This window comes from Ectobacillus sp. OTK, assembly GCF_059698935.1.
The window spans coordinates 3,645,346-3,665,301 of sequence record NZ_AP048547.1 but is presented as its reverse complement, the minus strand read 5'-3'; the positions used below and the strand labels follow the sequence as shown (position 1 = coordinate 3,665,301).

Below are 19,956 nucleotides of genomic sequence, written 5' to 3'. Positions count from 1 at the left end.
GGTCTTGTTTTTGAAACAACGATTGGTTACAGGAATTGTGGCATTGGCCTTATTTGTTCCGTTCGTATGGTACGGAGGAAAGCCGTTTTTATGGCTAGTCTACGCGCTTGCCTTTGTCGGGCTGTATGAGCTTATACGCATGAAGCGGCTTCCGCCTTTTTCTGTCCCGACACTCCTAGTTGCCTTTTTGCTTGCAGTTATTTTGCTGCCAAGTACAGCAACAAGCAATGGAGCCTTGGAAGTGATGCATCTTACGAAAGCAGAAATAACGTTTTTGGTTGTCCTGCTTCTTTTATCATATACGGTTCTTTCCAAGAATACATTTACTTTTGATGATGCATCTTTTCTGCTTATGGCGACTCTTTACGTAGGTATGGGATTTTACTATTTAAACGAAACGAGAATAGAGGGCTTGAAATATATTCTATATACGCTGTTCGTGATTTGGGCAACGGATACGGGGGCATATTTTATTGGTCGAGCTATTGGCAAGCGGAAGCTGTGGCCGGAAATCAGCCCGAATAAAACGGTAGAGGGAGCAGTCGGCGGTGTTATTTGTGCGATTATAGTGGCACTTGTGTATAACCGTTTTTCAGTGGTGACGGATAATGCGGGAATGTTAGTTGCCGTGACAGCAGCAGTTTCTGTTTTTGGACAAATTGGTGATCTTGTAGAATCTGCATTTAAACGCCATTATGGAGTCAAGGATTCCGGCAACATCCTGCCGGGACACGGCGGTATTTTGGATCGTCTAGACAGTTTGCTGTTTGTCCTGCCGCTTTTGCACTTTTTGCATTTTATTTGATGAAGCTTTACTGGGATAGGACGGCAGGTTCTATCATCCGAATAGTATGCCGCTTGTGCTGCTGGTTTATCATATGTAAGCTCGTTTCGTCAAATAAGGAGATGGAACAATGAAAAAAATTAGTGTGCTTGGAGCGAGCGGATCTATCGGGGTACAGACACTCGATGTGATTCGGCTTCATCCGGAACAATTTCAATTAGTCGCTTTCTCGGTAGGGAGCAATATTGAGTTTGCGGTGCAAGCGGTACAAGAATTCGCCCCGCAGCTTATATCCGTACAAAAGGAAGAGGACGCAAAGCGACTGCGAGGCATGCTTGGTAACGTGAAAGTCGTTTGGGGAGAAGAAGGGCTGCTTGAGGTTGCCTTGCATCCAGCTGCTAATATTGTAGTGAATGCAGTTGTCGGAAGTGTAGGATTGGTCCCGACGCTTAGCGCAATCGAAGCAAGAAAGACAATTGCGATTGCAAACAAAGAAACACTCGTAACAGCAGGACATCTGGTGATGGAGGCTGCCCGTAAATATGGTGTCACCTTGCTTCCGGTAGATAGCGAGCATTCTGCGATTTTTCAATGCTTAAACGGTGAAAGCAGGGAGCGGCTTTCCCGTCTTATTTTAACAGCATCCGGTGGAAGCTTTAGGGACAAAACGCGAGAGGAGCTTACAAAGGTCACGGTAGAGGATGCTTTGAAGCATCCCAATTGGTCTATGGGTTCGAAAATTACGATTGATTCTGCTACAATGATGAATAAAGGACTAGAGGTCATTGAAGCTCATTGGCTTTTTGATATCCCTTACGATCAAATTGACGTGCTGCTACATAAGGAAAGCATCGTCCATTCACTTGTAGAGTTTGAAGATCGAAGCGTCATTGCGCAGTTAGGTACACCGGATATGCGTGTCCCGATTCAATATGCGCTTACGTATCCAATGCGGCTGCCGCTTCAGGCGACAAAGCAACTGCAGCTGTGGGAGATTGGAACACTCCACTTTCAGCAAATGGATTTTGAAAGATTCCGCTGCCTAGCGTTCGCTTACGAGGCGGGGAAGGTGGGAGGAAGCCTGCCTGCTGTTATGAATGCGGCAAATGAAGCAGCTGTTGCCGCCTTTTTACAAGGGAAAATCGGCTTTTTGACCATTGAGGAGCTAATTGAGAAAGCGATGCACCATCACAGTGTGATTTCTCATCCGAACTTAGATGAGATTCGGGAGATTGACGAGATGACAAGACGGTATGTGATGGAACAAATTTAGCAAAGGTGGGTATTGAGTTGAACACAGCGATTGCCTTTATTTTAATTTTTGGAGCACTCGTCTTTTTCCACGAGTTAGGACATCTGTATTTCGCTAAGCGGGCGGGCATTCTTTGCCGAGAGTTCGCAATCGGCTTCGGTCCTAAAATTTTTTCGTTTACTAAAAATGAAACAGTCTATACGATTCGATTGCTTCCGCTCGGCGGCTACGTGCGTATGGCTGGGGAAGATCCGGAAACGATTGAACTAAAGCCTGGCGTGAAGGTCGGATTGTTATTGAACGAGAAGGAAGAAGTCATCAAGCTCGTATTAGACAATCGCGACAAGTATCCGAATGCTAGAGTAATCGAGGTGGAGCGAGCAGACTTAGAGCATGCTCTTACAATCTCTGGATATGAGGAGTACGAGGAAGAACTGCAAACGTTCCGTGTTCACGAGAAGGCCTATTATGTATCCGGCGGAGAAGAAATTCAAATTGCGCCGTACAATCGGCAGTTTGGCTCTAAATCATTAGGACAACGTGCTCTTGCTATTTTTGCCGGTCCTGCGATGAACTTTGTGCTTGCATTTTTCTTGTTTGTGATTATCGGTCTTCTGCAGGGCATCCCTGTTGATAAACCGATTGTCGGGGAGCTCGTGCCAAATAGCGCTGGTGAAAAGGCAGGGCTGCAGCAAGGAGATATTATAAAATCGATTAATGGTACCCAGGTAGAAAGCTGGACAGATGTGACAACGATTATTCGTAAAAATCCCGGCAATGAGATGGAAATGGAGCTCGAACGCGGCAAGAAGGACTTGGTGATTAAGGTTACTCCAGCGGTTGAGAAGGAAGGAAACGCGGAAGTAGGCCGCCTTGGCGTATACGGTCCGGTCGAAAAATCGCTGCTCGGATCCCTGCAGCTTGGAGCTGAACAAACGTATAAGTGGACAAAGCTTGTCTTTGTTTCACTTGTGCAGCTGGTGACGGGACAGTTTAGCATTGATGCTTTGTCTGGGCCTGTTGGTATCTATAACTTAACGGGGAAGGTCGCGGAGTCAGGCTTTATTAATTTACTCGGTTTGACTGCTGCTCTAAGCATCAATCTTGGATTGTTCAATTTATTGCCGGTTCCGGCACTCGATGGAGGACGTTTAATGTTTTTCCTCGTAGAAGCATTGCGTGGAAAACCAATTGATCGTCAAAAGGAAGGCCTTGTCCATTTTATTGGATTTGCTCTTCTCATGCTCCTTATGCTTGTTGTGACATGGAATGATATTAAAAATCTTTTTATAAAATGAGGAAATTACGTCTGACGCTGCCAAAAAGCAGCGTCAGCATTAACGGAGAGGTGTACGTCAATGAGACAGAGTATGATGTTTAGTCCAACATTGCGCGAAGTGCCGTCTGATGCAGAAACAAGAAGCCATCAGCTGCTTCTTCGCGCAGGCTTTATGCGCCAAAACGCATCCGGTGTGTACAGCTTTTTACCGCTTGGATTAAAAGTATTGCAAAAGGTTGAAGGTATTATTCGCGAGGAAATGGAAAATGCAGGCGCAATTGAGCTGCTCATGCCGGCACTTCAGCCGGCAGAGCTATGGCAGGAATCAGGGCGCTGGTATTCATACGGCCCGGAATTGATGCGTATGAAGGACCGCCATTCTCGTGAATTTGCGCTTGGCGCTACGCACGAAGAGGTCATTACCGCACTGGTGCGCGATGAAATAAAATCGTATAAAAAGCTTCCGCTCACTCTATATCAAATTCAAACGAAATTCCGGGATGAAAAACGTCCGCGTTTTGGCCTGTTGCGCGGGAGAGAATTTTTAATGAAGGATGCCTATTCCTTCCATACATCGCGGGAAAGCCTGGATGAAGTGTATAATAAAATGTATGAAGCATATTCAAATGTGTTTCGCCGCTGCGGCTTAAACTTCCGCGCTGTTATCGCAGACGCTGGTGCGATAGGCGGAAAGGGTACGCATGAATTTATGATTTTGTCTGACATCGGAGAAGATACAATTGCGTATTCCGATACCTCGGATTACGCAGCAAATATTGAAATGGCAGAAGTTGTAACAACCTATGAAAAAAGCAATGAAGCAATGAAAGAACTAGAGAAGGTAGCAACGCCAAATCAAAAGTCCATTGATGAGGTGGCTGCATTCCTAGGGATGGATGAAACGTCTTGCATCAAATCGATGGTATTCCAAGTGGATGACAAGTTTGTACTTGTTCTCGTACGCGGCAACCACGAAGTAAACGATGTAAAAGTGAAAAATTTATATGGCGCTTCTGTTGTTGAGCTGGCGTCTCCTGAGGATGTGCAGCGCTTAATGAATTGCACATTTGGTTCCCTTGGGCCAATTGGTGTATCCGAGGAGCTTGAGGTGATTGCGGATCATGCAGTAGCAGCGATTGTGAACGGAAGCTGCGGGGCAAATGAAGAGGGCTATCATTATATAAATGTGAATCCTGGCCGTGATTTTACTGTAAGCCAATATGCGGATTTGCGCTTCATTGAAGAAGGAGATCCTTCTCCTGATGGACAAGGTGTCATCAAGTTCGCTCTCGGTATTGAAGCGGGACACATCTTCAAGCTTGGCACACGTTATAGCGAAGCGATGAATGCTACGTATCTAGATGAAAACGGAAAAACACAGCCGATTATCATGGGATGCTACGGTATTGGTGTCTCCCGTGTGGTGGCGGCAATTGCTGAGCAGTTTAATGATGAAAACGGATTGATGTGGCCATCTGCAGTAGCGCCGTTCCAGGTTCATGTAATTCCGGTGAATGTAAAAACGGATATTCAAAGAGAGCAGGCGGAGCATATCTATCAATCATTGAAGAAACAAGGCTTAGAGACTCTGCTTGATGACCGTCCAGAGCGTGCGGGTGTAAAATTTGCCGATTCCGATCTGTTCGGAATTCCTGTACGTGTTACAGTAGGGAAAAAAGCAGAAGAAGGTATTGTTGAAGTGAAGGTACGTGCGACAGGCGAATCTGCAGAAGTGCACGTAGAAGGACTATACGAATATATCACAAATATTTTACAATAAGAGAAGAGGTACCTCATTGAGGTACCTTTCCTTGCTTATGATGAGAGAGGAGGAACAAGATGGCAATGCTAACAAAGGAGCAGCAGGAACGCTTTCATATTTTGCTTGGGCAGCTTGGGCTTCCTGATGCGATGCAAACCGAGTATTTTGCCGGCGGCGGTATTACAAAGCTTGTGGTGGATAAACCAAACAAAGCTTGGTGCTTTCAATTTGCATTGCCGCGTCTGTTGCCTGCAAACATATATGAGCTGTTAGAGAATCAGCTCGTGCAAACATTTTCGCACATTGCCAATGTGTCGTTTGTGCTGCAGGTGGAAGATGGGCAGTATACGGAGCAAGATGTACAATCGTATTGGCCGCTTTGTATGAATAAGCTGTCACTATCGCCAATGTTCCGTTATTTAAAGGAGCAGCTTCCGCATATAAACGGTGTAAGGCTCACGGTAACAGTTAAAAATGAGCTTGAGGAAGCGACTATCAAGAAAAACTGGGCAAAGCCGATTGGTGATCGTTACGAGTCATTCGGATTTCCTCGTTTTCAACTGGATGCAGCTGTGCAGCAGAACGTGGAAGAAATGCAGCGCTTTATGGAGCAAAAAGAACAAGAAGACCGCGAAAAGGTGCAAAAGGCAATCGAAGATATGGCGAAGCGTGAAGACGAAGCTAGCGCTGGTGCACCACCATCTGATGAGCCTCTTGTAATCGGCTATCTGATTCGCGAGGATGAAGAGATCGTCTCCATTCGCGAGATTCAAGATGAAGAGAAACGAAAGACGATTCAAGGCTATGTCTTTGATGTAGAGACGAAGGAGCTTCGCAGCGGCCGGACATTATTAACGCTGAAAATTACCGATTATACGGATTCGATTATGGTTAAAATGTTTTCGCGTGATAAAGAAGATGTTCCGCTTGTACAAGCGATTAAAAAAGGAATGTGGCTAAAGGTGCGCGGTTCCGTACAAAATGATACATTCGTCCGCGATCTCGTCATGATTGCAAACGATATTAATGAAATAAAAGGACCCTCCAGGAAGGATACAGCACCTGAAGGAGAGAAGCGTGTGGAGCTTCATCTTCATACACCAATGAGTCAAATGGACGCCGTGACACCGGTTTCCAAGCTTATTGCGCAAGCAGCAAAATGGGGGCACCCAGCCGTTGCCGTGACGGACCACGCGGTAGCACAGTCGTTTCCAGAGGCGTATGCGGCTGGAAAGAAAGCGGGCATTAAGGTTATATATGGCGTAGAGGTCAATCTCGTAAATGATGGTGTACCAATTGCATATAACGAGGTGCATCGCTCCCTGGCTGACGAAACGTATATTGTATTTGACGTAGAAACAACAGGACTTTCAGCCGTATATGATACGATTATCGAGCTAGCGGCCGTCAAGATAAGAAATGGGGAAATTATAGACCGGTTTGAGGCGTTTGCGAACCCGCATCACCCTTTATCTGCTACAACAATTGAGCTTACGGGTATTACGGATGATATGGTAAAGGATGCGCCGGATATCGACGTTGTCCTCCGGAAATTTGAAAGCTGGATTGCAAACGATACGCTCGTTGCGCATAACGCAGCGTTTGATATGGGCTTTATTAACGTTGGCTTTAAAAAATATGGCTTACCAAAGCCTGTTAATCCTGTTATTGATACGCTTGAGCTGGCACGCTTTCTATATCCTGAGATGAAAAATCATCGTCTCAACACATTATGTAAAAAGTTTGACATTGAATTAACACAGCATCACCGCGCGATTTACGATGCAGAAGCAACGGGTTATTTACTGGCAAAAATGCTCAAGGATGCGATTGCGCGCGGGATGGAATATCATGATCAGCTCAACGACAGCATGGGACAGGGCGATTCTTATAAAAGAGGCCGCCCGAGTCATGCGACGATTCTAGCTGTGTCGGATGAGGGCTTGAAAAACCTGTATAAGCTCGTATCCTATTCGCATCTTCAATATTACTACCGCGTACCGCGTTTGCCGCGGTCGCTCTTAAAGAAGCATCGAGAAGGTCTTCTCATTGGTACAGCCTGCGACAAAGGAGAAGTATTTGAAGCGATGATGCAAAAGTCTCCTGAAGAAGCAGAGGAGATCGCGCAATTTTATGATTACATCGAGGTAATGCCCCCTCAGGTGCTAACGCATTTAATTGAATTAGAATTAGTGCGGGATGAAGGGCAGCTGCGTACGATTATTTCCAACCTTGTGAAGCTCGGGGAGACGCTGGACAAGCCGGTTGTAGCGACGGGAAATGTTCATTATTTGAACCCGGAGGACGGCGTATACCGCAAAATTCTCATTGGTTCACAAGGCGGAGCAAATCCTCTTAATCGTCATCAGCTGCCGCCTGTATATTTCCGTACGACCAATGAAATGCTAGAGGCCTTTTCCTTTTTAGGAGAAGAAAAAGCAAAGGAAATTGTTGTAACGAATACGCAAAAAATCGCTTCTATGGTCGGAGAAGTAAAGCCGGTTAAGGATGATTTATATACCCCGCGCATAGAAGGAGCGGATGAGGAAACACGCGAAATGAGCTATGCGATGGCAAGAAGCATTTATGGCGATACTCTTCCGGAAATCGTAGAAGCACGTCTTGAAAAGGAGCTAAAAAGCATCATCGGCCACGGTTTTGCGGTTATTTACTTAATTTCGCATAAGCTCGTGAAGAAATCGCTCGATGATGGTTATCTTGTAGGATCACGGGGCTCGGTTGGTTCCTCGTTTGTTGCGACAATGATGGAGATTACAGAGGTTAACCCGCTCCCGCCGCATTATATTTGTCCTAATTGCAAGCACTCGCATTTCTTTAATGACGGTTCGGTCGGTTCCGGCTTTGATTTGCCGGATAAGGATTGTCCGCAGTGCGGTACGAGATATAAAAAGGATGGGCATGATATTCCGTTCGAAACGTTCCTTGGTTTTAAAGGCGACAAGGTACCTGATATCGATCTTAACTTCAGCGGCGAGTATCAGCCGCGCGCCCATAATTATACGAAGGTATTATTTGGTGAGGACAATGTGTATCGTGCTGGAACAATCGGTACCGTTGCTGACAAAACGGCTTTTGGCTATGTAAAAGGCTATGCATCCGATCGCAATTTAACCATTCGCGGTGCTGAGGTAGAGCGCCTTGCAGCAGGATGCACCGGTGTAAAGCGGACAACAGGCCAGCATCCGGGGGGCATTATTGTTGTACCGGATTACATGGACGTATTTGACTTTACGCCGATTCAATTCCCAGCGGATGATACGTCAGCCGATTGGCGAACGACGCATTTTGATTTTCACTCAATCCATGATAATTTGTTAAAGCTCGATATACTTGGGCACGATGATCCAACGGTCATTCGTATGCTGCAGGATTTAAGCGGCATCGATCCAAAAACGATTCCAACGGACGACCCAGAGGTTATGAAGATTTTTTCCGGGACTGAGTCAATCGGCGTGACTGAAGAGCAAATCAACTGTAAAACAGGTACGCTTGGCATTCCGGAATTTGGAACAAAATTCGTTCGTCAAATGTTAGAGGAAACGAAGCCGACGACCTTCTCCGAGCTTGTCCAAATCTCGGGATTGTCTCACGGAACAGACGTATGGCTTGGCAACGCCAATGAACTCATTTATAGCGGAACATGTACGCTAAGTGAGGTAATCGGCTGTCGTGATGATATTATGGTTTATTTGATTTATCAGGGGTTAGAGCCGTCGCTCGCGTTTAAAATTATGGAATCGGTGCGTAAAGGGAAAGGGGTCCCGCCGGAATGGGAAGAGGAAATGCGCAAGAATAATGTACCGGAATGGTATATTGATTCATGCAAAAAGATAAAATACATGTTTCCTAAGGCGCATGCCGCTGCCTATGTGTTAATGGCAGTACGTATCGCCTATTTCAAGGTGCATTTTCCGCTTATGTACTACGCAGCATATTTTACAGTGCGGGCGGATGATTTTGATGTGGAGTCTATGGTGAGAGGCTCGGCCGCCATTCGTGCGAAAATCGAAGAGATTACACAAAAGGGCTTGGATGCATCGCCGAAGGAGAAGAGCTTACTAACTGTGCTTGAGATGGCACTTGAAATGTGTGAGCGCGGTTTTTCCTTCAAAAAGGTGGATTTATACCGCTCTAGCGCAACGGACTTCATTATTGATGGGAATTCTCTGATCCTGCCGTTCAACGCAGTTGCCGGTCTCGGTACGAATGCGGCGCTTAATATTGTAAAGGCGAGGGAAGAAGGAGAGTTCTTATCGAAGGAGGATTTACAGCAGCGCAGCAAAATTTCGAAGACGATCCTCGAGTATTTAGATAGCCAAGGCTGCCTAGAGGCTTTGCCGGATCAAAACCAGCTGTCGTTATTTTAAAGATTAGGAAAGTATAACTTTTTGCGGCTTCAGCACCCAGCCTTGCGCAGTCAAATAACTTTCCCCGCAAAAGGGAAAAAGTGTTTTTCAAGGTGAAGAACACATGGAAATCCTCTGTGAATCGGCTTCGCTTGAACCGTGCATTTGATGCGTGGGTTGTTTGCCTGCCCTGGCTAAGCAGAGCGCTTGTGCTTTTCTTAGAGAGAAAGTCTTTGCAAAATATAGCAATATATGTTACAGTAAAAAGCGAGATATTCATGTCGTGTATATTGTATGTAGAAGAGTGGGGCAACCCACTCTTTCGTATTACTATCTACTTCTTTCAGGCCATAAAGCTGCTGATTTATATACATATTTTTCTACACGTTTTACTGCTTGAATTTGGCAATACTAAAACAGATATTCCCTGCTTTTAGCAGGGGCTTTTGTTATCCTGTGTTCATTTTTTAAAGCGGGTTAACTAATGCTGAGAAACGGAAGAGTGCGGTCTTTTTATAAGAGTTAAGAAAGTTGTGGTTTGGGCGCTGCTTTAGCTCCTGCGGCCTACTCCCTTTCGCAAAACAACCTTCCTCATGCAAAGGCAAAAAGCGTCTTAGATGGTGAAGAACACATGGAAATCTTCTGTGAATGGGCTTCGTCCGAACTGAGCGTTTTGTGTGCGGGTTGTTTTACGGCGGGCCGTGTCCGCTTTTCTTATAAGGCCGTTTTATATCGTATAAGTGCTTGGAAAGGAGATTGTTTTGTGAGCAAAGATGTAACAGAAGTTGTGGAGCAGCTGGCGAGACCGATTATAGAGGACATGGATTTAGAACTCGTTGACGTCGAGTATGTAAAAGAAGGCAAAGATTGGTTTTTGCGTGTTTTTATTGATTCCGAAACGGGAGTAGATATTGAGGAGTGCGGAACAGTAAGCGAGCGTTTAAGTGAAGCGCTGGATAAAAAGGACCCGATTCCTCATTTATATTTCTTAGATGTGTCGTCTCCCGGTGCGGAACGGCCTTTAAAGAAGGAACAAGATTTTGTAAAAGCAGTCGGAAAGCAAGTAGCAATTCAAACGAAGGAACCAATTAACGGCGAATCCGTATTTGAAGGAAAGCTGCTAGCTTACGACGGTACGATATTGACAGTTCTGATCACGATTAAAACGCGCAAAAAGGAAATTCAAATTTCAATGGAGAATGTTGCAAGTGCGCGCCTTGCAGTGATGTTTTAGTAAGAAGGGGGACCATCATGAGCACTGAGTTAATTGATGCTTTGCTCGTCTTAGAAAAAGAAAAGGGCATCAGCAAAGAAGTTATTATTGAAGCGATTGAAGCTGCATTAATATCTGCTTACAAACGCAACTTCAATCAAGCACAAAACGTACGCGTCAGCTTTAATCCTACGACAGGAACGATTAAAGTTCTGGCTCGAAAAGATGTAGTTGAAAGTGTATTTGATCCTCGTCTTGAGATTTCGGTGGAAAAGGCGCGGGAATATAATCCAAACTTCCAGGTAGGCGATATTGTAGAGCTTGAAGTAACGCCAAAGGATTTTGGACGCATTGCTGCGCAAACAGCGAAGCAGGTAGTAACGCAGCGCGTTCGTGAAGCGGAGCGAGGTGTCATCTATTCTGAATTTATCGATCGCGAAGAAGATATTATGGTTGGAATTGTACAGCGCCAGGATGCACGTTTCATTTATGTGAGCCTAGGCAAGGTAGAGGCGCTTCTGCCGGTAGGCGAGCAAATGCCGAATGAGCATTATAAGCCGCATGATCGTATTCGCGTGTATATTACAAAAGTAGAGAAAACGACGAAGGGGCCGCAAATTTTTGTATCCCGTACGCATCCAGGGCTGCTGAAGCGTTTGTTTGAGCTTGAAGTTCCGGAAATTTATGATGGAACGGTTGAAATTCGTTCCGTTGCACGGGAAGCGGGAGACCGTTCGAAGATTTCGGTGCATTCCGATAATGCTGATGTAGATCCAGTTGGTTCCTGCGTCGGACCGAAAGGACAACGTGTACAGCAGATTGTGAACGAATTAAAAGGTGAGAAAATTGATATCGTTCGTTGGTCCAGCGACCCAGTGGAGTACGTAGCAAATGCATTAAGTCCTTCGCAGGTTGTAGAGGTTCTCGTAAACGAGGAAGAAAAAGCAACGACGGTTATTGTGCCGGATCATCAGCTGTCTCTTGCGATTGGCAAGCGTGGACAAAACGCACGTTTGGCTGCTAAACTCACAGGTTGGAAGATTGATATTAAAAGCGAATCCGAAGCGGAAAAAGCAGGTCTTCTCAGTCAAACAACCAGCGCCGGCACATTCGACAATGAGGAATATGAAATCGAATAAGAGGTGAGATGAGTGAGCAATCGAAAAATTCCGTTGCGCAAGTGTGTTGCGACGCAGGAAATGAAGCCGAAGCGCGAACTCATTCGTATTGTTCGGTCGAAAGAAGGGGAAGTTTCCATCGATTTGACGGGAAAGAAATCGGGTCGCGGAGCTTATCTCTCTAAAGATAAGGAATGTATTTTAAACGCGCAAAAAAAGCATGTGCTAGAGCATCATTTAAAGGCGAAAATTGATCCTTCCCTTTACGAGCAGTTGCTGGAGCTTGTTGAAAAGGAGTCATTGTAAGTGGGGGACTGGGCATCGTTTTTAGGGTTAGCAAACCGAGCAAGAAAGATCATTTCAGGCGAGGAGCTTGTTTTAAAGGAAATTCGCAGCGGCAAGGCAAAGCTCGTATTGCTTGCGCAGGATGCATCGAAAAATACAGCAAAACGAATGACGGATAAAACGACGTACTATAAGGTGCCGCTGAGGCATGTAGAGAGTCGCCAGCTATTAGGGCATGCAATAGGGAGAGATGAGCGGGTGGTCGTAGCCGTGCTAGATGAAGGTTTTGCGAAAAAGCTGCTTAGCATGCTCGATACAACTTATCGGGGGTGAAGGTATGAATAAAATTCGTGTTCATGAATACGCGAAAAAACAAAATATATCAAGTAAAGATGTAATATCAAAACTAAAAGAAATGAATATAGAGGTTTCAAATCATATGGCAATGTTAGATGACGATATAGTAGGAAAATTGGATCATGAGTATAACGGAGGCAGCAACGAACAACAGGCTGCAAAACCAAAACGTTCGATTGTGGAAGAGTTTGACGAGGAAGCAGATAAAGAGGTTGTAAACACAAGTAAGAAAAACAGCAACAAAAAGAAGAAGAAGAAGCAAGGAACGGCAGATAACGCTCGTTCTGTTTCAGCAGGCAGAGGTGCGAATCAAGGGCGACAAAATCAGTCAAATGAAACGCCGAATCAAATTACATTTGCCGGTTCTTTAACAGTTGGTGAGTTGGCAAAGAAATTAGGAAAAGAGCCTTCTGAAATCATTAAAAAGCTATTCTTGCTCGGAATTATGGCAACAATCAACCAAGACTTGGACAAAGATGCGATTGAATTAATTGCTGGTGAGTATGGCATTTCTGTAGAAGAAGAAGTGATTATTGACGAAACAAACTTTGAAACGTATATAGATGAAGTGCATGAAGGGGAAGAGCTTGAAGAGCGTCCGCCTGTTGTCACAATCATGGGTCACGTTGACCATGGAAAAACAACGCTTCTTGATTCGATTCGCAACTCCAAGGTAACAGCAGGAGAAGCTGGCGGTATTACACAGCATATCGGTGCGTACCAGGTTGAGATTAACGGTAAGCAGATTACGTTTTTAGATACGCCGGGCCATGCTGCGTTCACAACAATGCGTGCTCGTGGAGCGCAGGTAACAGATATTACGATCCTTGTGGTTGCGGCAGATGACGGTGTAATGCCGCAGACAGTAGAAGCCATCAATCATGCAAAGGCTGCAGGTGTGCCAATCATTGTAGCGGTTAACAAAATGGATAAAGAAACTGCTAACCCGGATCGCGTGATGCAGGAGTTAACGGAATATGGCTTAGTAGCAGAGGCTTGGGGCGGCGAAACAATTTTCGTACCGATCTCTGCATTAAAAGGAGAAGGAATCGACAACCTATTGGAAATGATTCTTCTTGTAAGTGAGGTAGAGGAATATAAAGCAAGTCCAAAACGCCTCGCGCTCGGAACAGTCATTGAAGCGCAGCTTGATAAAGGAAAAGGACCAGTTGCAACACTTCTTGTACAAAATGGTACGCTTCGAGTTGGAGATCCAATTGTCGTTGGTGCTACGTACGGACGTGTACGTGCAATGATTAATGATATTGGTCGCCGCGTCAAAGAAGCAGGTCCATCGACTCCGGTTGAGATTACAGGCTTAAATGATGTCCCGCATGCAGGGGATCGCTTCTTAGTATTTAGCGACGAAAAGAAAGCCCGTCAAGTCGGAGAAGCCAGAGCACAGCGTGCTGTAGTTGAGCAGCGCAGCGATAAAGCGAAGCTAAGCCTAGAGGACTTGTTCCAGCAAATCCAGCAAGGGGACGTAAAGGAAATTAACTTAATCGTCAAAGCGGACGTGCAAGGTTCTGTAGAGGCGTTGGCGGCATCGCTTCAAAAGATTGAAGTAGAGGGCGCAAAAGTAAAAATTATTCACACAGGCGTAGGAGCGATTACCGAATCGGATATTATTCTTGCGTCTGCATCAAATGCGATTGTGATTGGTTTTAACGTTCGTCCAGACGTGAATGCGAAGCGTACAGCCGAAACAGAAAATGTTGATATTCGCTTGCACCGTATTATTTACAATGTAATTGAAGAAATCGAATCAGCGATGAAAGGAATGCTTGATCCAGAATTCGAGGAAAAGGTAATTGGCCAAGCGGAGGTTCGTCAAACCTTTAAAGTATCAAAGGTTGGTACAATTGCCGGTTGTTACGTAACAGACGGGAAAATTACGCGTGATAGCAGCGTTCGTGTCATTCGTGACGGTGTTGTCATTTTTGAAGGCAAGCTTGATACGTTAAAACGTTTCAAGGATGATGTAAAGGAAGTTGCACAAAACTATGAGTGCGGTATCACAGTCGAACGCTTCAATGATGTGAAGGAAGGCGACATTATAGAGGCGTACGTGATGCAAGAGGTAGAGCGGAAGTGATTGCTTCCCTCTTTTGTGAATGCATTTTCTATGAAGCACAGTCACTGAAGGATAAGCGTGCTATTTTGCAGCGCGTTCTTACCCGGCTTCGACAGCGTTACAATGTGTCCGTTGCCGAAATCGGGTATCAGGATTTGTGGCAACGGACAGAAATTGCGATTGTTTCTGTTTCATCCAGCCGGGCAGCGTGTGAGAGAGAAATTCAAAAAGCATTGGAAATGGTGGATTCTTTTCCAGAGATTGAACGCACGGTAACAAGGATGGAATGGTATTGAATGAGGTGATAACATGAAGCTACGTGCGAACCGCGTGGGAGAACAGATGAAAAAAGAGCTGGGCGATATTATCGGCCGCAAAATTAAAGACCCGCGCATTGGATTTGTCACAGTTACAGATGTACAAGTAAGCGGTGATTTGCAGCTGGCGAAGGTATATATATCTGTATTGGGAGATGACGAGCAGCGGCAAAGTACACTAAAAGGGCTAGCGAAAGCGAAAGGATTCATTCGCTCTGAAATTGGGCAGCGCATTCGTTTACGTAAAACACCGGAAATCTCCTTCGAATTCGACGAATCGATTGATTACGGTCACCGAATTGAAACGCTCTTGCATGAGATAAACAAGGATGATAACAAGGAAGAGTAGCGGGTAGACATCATTGTCTATCCCTTTTTTCTGTCTAAATAATGGAGGGTGTAACGCATGGAAGGTGTATTGTTATTACATAAACCAACGGGTATGACTTCTCATGATTGTGTCTTTAAAGTGAGAAAGCTCCTAAGAGAAAAGCGGGTTGGCCATACAGGCACTCTTGACCCGGACGTAACGGGTGTTCTGCCGATTTGTATTGGCAGGGCAACGAAAATTGCACAATTTTTAACGAGTGAAACAAAAACATATGAGGGAGAAGTCACGCTTGGGTTTTCCACCACAACAGAGGATGCTTCCGGAGAATTAGTGGAGCGAAAAGACGTGAATCGTATTATTACACGTGCTGAGATTGAGGAAGTGCTTCGTTCTCTAACAGGTACGATTAAACAAATGCCGCCAATGTTTTCTGCCGTAAAGGTGAATGGGCGGAAGCTGTATGAGTATGCGCGGCAGGGTATAGAAGTGGAGCGTCCTGTTCGAACGATTACAATTCATGAATTTACATTGCTTGATGGTGAAGAAGAATGGGCTGGTCCTACAGCATCCTTTCGCTTTCGTGTGGTGTGCAGCAAAGGAACGTATGTCCGCACGCTGGCAGTGATGATTGGAGAACGGCTCGGATTCCCGGCACATATGTCACATTTGATTCGGACGGCTTCCGGCCAATTTACGTTAGACCGCTGTCTCACGTTCGAAGAAATTGAGCAGCGAGTAGAAAACGGAACAATGCAAGCAAACCTCTTGTCCATTGAAGAAGCGCTTAGGGAATTTCCGAAGCTAATTGTCGGGGACGAGCAGGCAGAGAAGGTGAAAAACGGGGCATTTTTACGTAATGAACAGGATTTGGCCGCGAGTTTCTTCACTGTTTTTGACAAAAAGGGGCAGTGCCTGGCAATCTACGAGCCGCACCCCAAGCAGCCTGGCTTATTAAAGCCGACGAAAGTTCTTGTGAATAATCAAGAATTAAAGCTATAATGAGGAAATGGAAGCATTATAACAGAAAAAGGTGAATTCGAGCGTGAAATTAATTCATTTGACTCACCCTCATCAGTGGAAGGAAGAAGAGCCAAGTGTAATGGCACTTGGATATTTTGATGGTATTCATCTTGGGCATCAGGAAGTCATTCTGACCGCGAAGAGAATTGCGGAGGAACGGGGCTTGAAAAGTGCCGTAATGACATTTTATCCGCATCCGTCAGTTGTGCTGCGGCGAACGGAGGCTCACGTCGAATCGATTACTCCTCTGAAGATGAAGGAAGATATTATCGCCAGCTTAGGCATTGATATTTTATATATCGTGAAATTTGACGAGGCCTTTGCAAAGCTGCTGCCGCAGCAGTTTGTAGATGATTATATTATACGTCTTCAGGTGAAGCATGTTGTAGCTGGTTTTGACTTTACTTACGGCCGTCTTGGAAAGGGTACGATGGAGACGCTGCCGTTTCATGCAAGAGGGGAGTTTACACAGACTGTGGTGGAAAAAGTGGAATTTCAAGAAGAGAAAATTAGCTCTACTTTGCTTCGCGGCCTAATCCGAGAAGGAAAGATGGAAGAGGTTCCATCTGTTTTAGGAAGATACTACAAAGTAGAAGGAACAGTTGTTCATGGGGATAAGCGCGGCAGACAAATCGGATTTCCTACTGCAAATGTTGCCTTAAACGATGATTATATTTTGCCTCCTGTCGGTGTGTATGCTGTTCGGTTGAGGGTAAAAGAACGTTGGCATCAAGGGGTATGCAATATTGGATATAAACCGACATTTGAGCAGGATGAGAAGATTCTGTCCATCGAAGTGCACGTCTTTGAATTTCAAGAAGAGATTTATGATGAGTGTGTAGAGATAGAGTGGCACATTCGTATTCGCGCGGAACAGAAATTTAATGGTATTGGAGAACTAGTCGCGCAAATTCAGCGGGATAAAGAAAAGGCCCAACAATATTTTCAGCAGCTTGCGAAATCAGCTTGCTTTTTTTAGCAAAAGATAGTATTCTAATTTATGTACTTTATTGGAACCGTTGCTTGGCATAACGATTCACCAACGTATGCTAGGGAATTGGGGATTATTATGAGGAGGTGAATAGGATGGCTTTAGCACAAGAACGTAAAAACGAAATCATCGCTCAATTTAAAACTCACGAAACTGACACTGGTTCTCCAGAGGTTCAGATCGCTGTCCTAACTGAGCAAATCAACACTTTAAATGAACATTTACGCACTCACAAGAAAGATCATCACTCACGTCGCGGTCTTTTGAAGATGGTTGGTAAGCGTCGTAACTTACTGAACTACCTTCGTAACAAAGATGTAACTCGCTACCGTGAATTGATTAAAAAGCTTGGATTACGTCGATAGTCAAAAAAAAGCGGGAATATTCCCGCTTTTTTGTTAGGGAAAAAAGCTTATTCCCTTCATACCTTTCCAGCTTTTCGGCAATACTAGGGAAGGATATATGCTAATAGATAATTTTTTTACATAGAAGCAGTTACTTATATTTTAAATTGAGAGGGGTACTTTAATGGACCAAGAAAAGCAAGTCTTCTCCATAGATTTAGCGGGACGTCCGCTCGTAATTGAGGCGGGCCAGCTTGCGAAGCAAGCAAATGGTGCTGTTCTTGTGAGATACGGTGATACCGTTGTATTGTCTACGGCAACAGCTTCAAAAGAACCGAAAAATGTTAGTTTTTTCCCTTTAACCGTGAACTATGAAGAACGCTTATATGCAGTAGGAAAAATTCCAGGAGGCTTTATTAAACGGGAAGGCCGTCCGAGCGAGAAAGCTATTTTGGCAAGCCGCCTCATCGACCGCCCAATTCGTCCGTTATTCGCAGAAGGCTTCCGAAACGAAGTACAGGTTATTAGCATGGTTGTAAGTGTGGATCAAGATTGCTCCTCTGAGATTGCTGCAATGATCGGATCCTCCTTAGCGCTTTCTATTTCCGATATTCCGTTTGAAGGACCGATTGCAGGTGTGATTGTTGGACGCATCAATGGCGAATTTGTGATCAATCCGAGCGTAGAGCAGGCAGAGCAAAGTGATATTCACCTTGTGGTAGCGGGGACGAAGGACGCAATCAACATGGTAGAAGCAGGTGCTGATGAGGTACCGGAAGAAGTAATGCTAGAGGCAATTATGTTCGGTCATAATGAAATCAAGCGTCTCATTGCGTTCCAGGAGGAAGTTGTTCAAGCGATCGGTAAAGAGAAGCTCGAAGTTACCTTGTATGAAGTAGACGCTTCTTTAGAAGAAGAAGTTCGGCAAATGGCGGAAGCTGACATGGTTGCAGCCATTCAAGTTCATGAAAAGCACGCGCGCGAGGACGCGATCAATGAGGTGAAAAAACGCATCATTGCGCATTATGAAGAGAATGAAGCAACGTCTGAAACACTAGAACAAGTTAGCGAGATTTTATATAAAATCGTAAAAGGCGAAGTACGCCGCCTGATTACGGTAGAGAAGGTTCGTCCAGATGGCCGTAAGGTGGATGAAATCCGCCCGTTAGCTTCTGAGGTAGGGATTCTTCCGCGTACACACGGTTCTGGATTATTTACGCGGGGACAAACACAGGCGCTTAGTATTTGTACATTAGGTGCCCTAGGTGACGTGCAGATTTTGGATGGTCTAGGCATTGAAGAGTCTAAGCGCTTCATGCATCATTATAATTTTCCATCCTTCAGCGTTGGAGAAACTGGTCCGCTTCGAGGACCAGGCCGCCGCGAAATCGGTCATGGTGCCCTTGGAGAACGGGCGCTGGAAGCAGTTCTTCCGTCTGAAAAAGACTTCCCGTATACAGTTCGCCTTGTGTCTGAGGTATTGGAATCAAACGGCTCTACGTCCCAAGCAAGTATTTGTGCAAGCACACTTGCGATGATGGATGCGGGTGTTCCGATTAAGGCGCCAGTTGCAGGGATTGCAATGGGACTTGTGAAATCCGGAGAGCATTACACGGTATTAACAGACATTCAGGGTATGGAAGACCATCTTGGCGATATGGACTTTAAAGTAGCAGGAACGGCAAAAGGTGTAACTGCATTGCAAATGGATATTAAAATCGAAGGCTTATCTCGTGAAATTTTGGAGGAAGCACTGCAGCAAGCAAAGATTGGCCGCATGCAAATCCTAGAGCATATGCTTTCTGTTATTAATGAGCCGCGTACGCAGTTGTCACAATATGCACCAAAAATTTTAACAATGAAGATTAATCCAGATAAAATTCGCGACGTCATTGGACCAAGCGGAAAACAAATCAATAAAATCATCGAAGAAACTGGCGTGAAAATTGATATTGAACAAGATGGTACAGTTTTCATTGCTTCAACAAATGAAGAGATGAATCAAAAAGCGAAGAAAATCATTGAAGATATTGTTCGTGAAGTAGAGGTTGGTCAAATTTACTTAGGAAAAGTAAAACGTATTGAAAAGTTCGGCGCATTTGTTGAATTATTCAGCGGAAAAGATGGTCTTGTTCACATTTCCGAATTGGCGGAGGAGCGCGTTCCTAAGGTAGAAGACGTTGTAGCGATTGGTGACGAGATCCTTGTCAAGGTTATTGAAATCGATAAGCAAGGCCGTGTGAATTTATCGCGTAAAGTACTATTAAAAGAGCAAAGAGAACAAAAAGAAAAAGAGCAGCAAACACAAAAATAATTATGAGAACGAGTCCAGGGATAACCTTGGGCTCTTTTTTATAAAATAAGAAAGGATGTATTCTAGAGAGTAATCAAATCTCTCGGCTTGCTTGCTGCGGGGGAGACTTCCGGGGAAAAGCGTCTTATCCAAGCAGAGGGCGTTCTGC

The 19,956-nt window shown here is 44.9% G+C and carries 15 protein-coding genes and 1 pseudogene; all 16 read left to right on the top strand.

Annotated features, from left to right (window positions below):
- Positions 1-10 precede the first annotated feature (10 nt).
- The gene (locus AC6HZ4_RS18145) at positions 11-805 is read left to right on the top strand and encodes a phosphatidate cytidylyltransferase (protein ID WP_497491090.1); all 795 of its coding nucleotides are present in this window, start codon (positions 11-13) and stop codon (positions 803-805) included.
- 109 nt (positions 806-914) lie between these two features.
- Positions 915-2,057: a 1-deoxy-D-xylulose-5-phosphate reductoisomerase gene (gene dxr / locus AC6HZ4_RS18140; RefSeq protein WP_497491089.1), complete on the top strand. Its 1,143-nt coding sequence runs from the start codon at positions 915-917 to the stop codon at positions 2,055-2,057.
- A 17-nt stretch (positions 2,058-2,074) separates the two neighbouring features.
- Entirely contained in the window at positions 2,075-3,334 is a 1,260-nt protein-coding gene (gene rseP, locus AC6HZ4_RS18135; protein ID WP_497491088.1) for an RIP metalloprotease RseP, read from the top strand.
- 60 nt (positions 3,335-3,394) lie between these two features.
- Positions 3,395-5,095, top strand: coding sequence for a proline--tRNA ligase (locus AC6HZ4_RS18130; protein WP_497491087.1), 1,701 nt, complete (start codon positions 3,395-3,397; stop codon positions 5,093-5,095).
- Positions 5,096-5,160: 65 nt separating this feature from the next.
- Positions 5,161-9,465: a PolC-type DNA polymerase III gene (locus AC6HZ4_RS18125; protein WP_497495760.1), complete on the top strand. Its 4,305-nt coding sequence runs from the start codon at positions 5,161-5,163 to the stop codon at positions 9,463-9,465.
- A gap of 742 nt (positions 9,466-10,207) precedes the next feature.
- On the top strand, positions 10,208-10,678 hold the full coding sequence (gene rimP, locus AC6HZ4_RS18120) for a ribosome maturation factor RimP (protein ID WP_497491086.1): 471 nt from the start codon (positions 10,208-10,210) through the stop codon (positions 10,676-10,678).
- Positions 10,679-10,695: 17 nt separating this feature from the next.
- A complete protein-coding gene (gene nusA / locus AC6HZ4_RS18115; RefSeq protein WP_497491085.1) occupies positions 10,696-11,796 on the top strand; it encodes a transcription termination factor NusA in 1,101 nt (366 codons plus the stop codon).
- A gap of 12 nt (positions 11,797-11,808) precedes the next feature.
- Positions 11,809-12,081, top strand: coding sequence for an RNase P modulator RnpM (gene rnpM, locus AC6HZ4_RS18110; RefSeq protein ID WP_497491083.1), 273 nt, complete (start codon positions 11,809-11,811; stop codon positions 12,079-12,081).
- Positions 12,082-12,393 (top strand): YlxQ family RNA-binding protein, encoded by a 312-nt coding sequence (locus AC6HZ4_RS18105; RefSeq protein WP_497491082.1) that lies wholly within the window; start codon positions 12,082-12,084, stop codon positions 12,391-12,393.
- Positions 12,394-12,397: 4 nt separating this feature from the next.
- A complete protein-coding gene (gene infB / locus AC6HZ4_RS18100; RefSeq protein ID WP_497491081.1) occupies positions 12,398-14,512 on the top strand; it encodes a translation initiation factor IF-2 in 2,115 nt (704 codons plus the stop codon).
- Entirely contained in the window at positions 14,509-14,787 is a 279-nt protein-coding gene (locus tag AC6HZ4_RS18095) for a DUF503 domain-containing protein (protein ID WP_497491080.1), read from the top strand. The genes infB and AC6HZ4_RS18095 overlap by 4 nt, the downstream gene beginning before the upstream one ends.
- Positions 14,788-14,800: 13 nt before the next feature.
- Positions 14,801-15,157 (top strand): 30S ribosome-binding factor RbfA, encoded by a 357-nt coding sequence (gene rbfA, locus AC6HZ4_RS18090; RefSeq protein WP_497491079.1) that lies wholly within the window; start codon positions 14,801-14,803, stop codon positions 15,155-15,157.
- A 57-nt stretch (positions 15,158-15,214) separates the two neighbouring features.
- Entirely contained in the window at positions 15,215-16,138 is a 924-nt protein-coding gene (truB, locus tag AC6HZ4_RS18085) for a tRNA pseudouridine(55) synthase TruB (protein WP_497491078.1), read from the top strand.
- Positions 16,139-16,181: 43 nt separating this feature from the next.
- Positions 16,182-17,148 (top strand): annotated as a pseudogene (ribF, locus tag AC6HZ4_RS18080) (bifunctional riboflavin kinase/FAD synthetase).
- 97 nt (positions 17,149-17,245) lie between these two features.
- On the top strand, positions 17,246-17,515 hold the full coding sequence (gene rpsO, locus AC6HZ4_RS18075; RefSeq protein WP_497491076.1) for a 30S ribosomal protein S15: 270 nt from the start codon (positions 17,246-17,248) through the stop codon (positions 17,513-17,515).
- A 163-nt stretch (positions 17,516-17,678) separates the two neighbouring features.
- Entirely contained in the window at positions 17,679-19,808 is a 2,130-nt protein-coding gene (pnp, locus tag AC6HZ4_RS18070; RefSeq protein ID WP_497491075.1) for a polyribonucleotide nucleotidyltransferase, read from the top strand.
- Positions 19,809-19,956 lie beyond the last annotated feature (148 nt).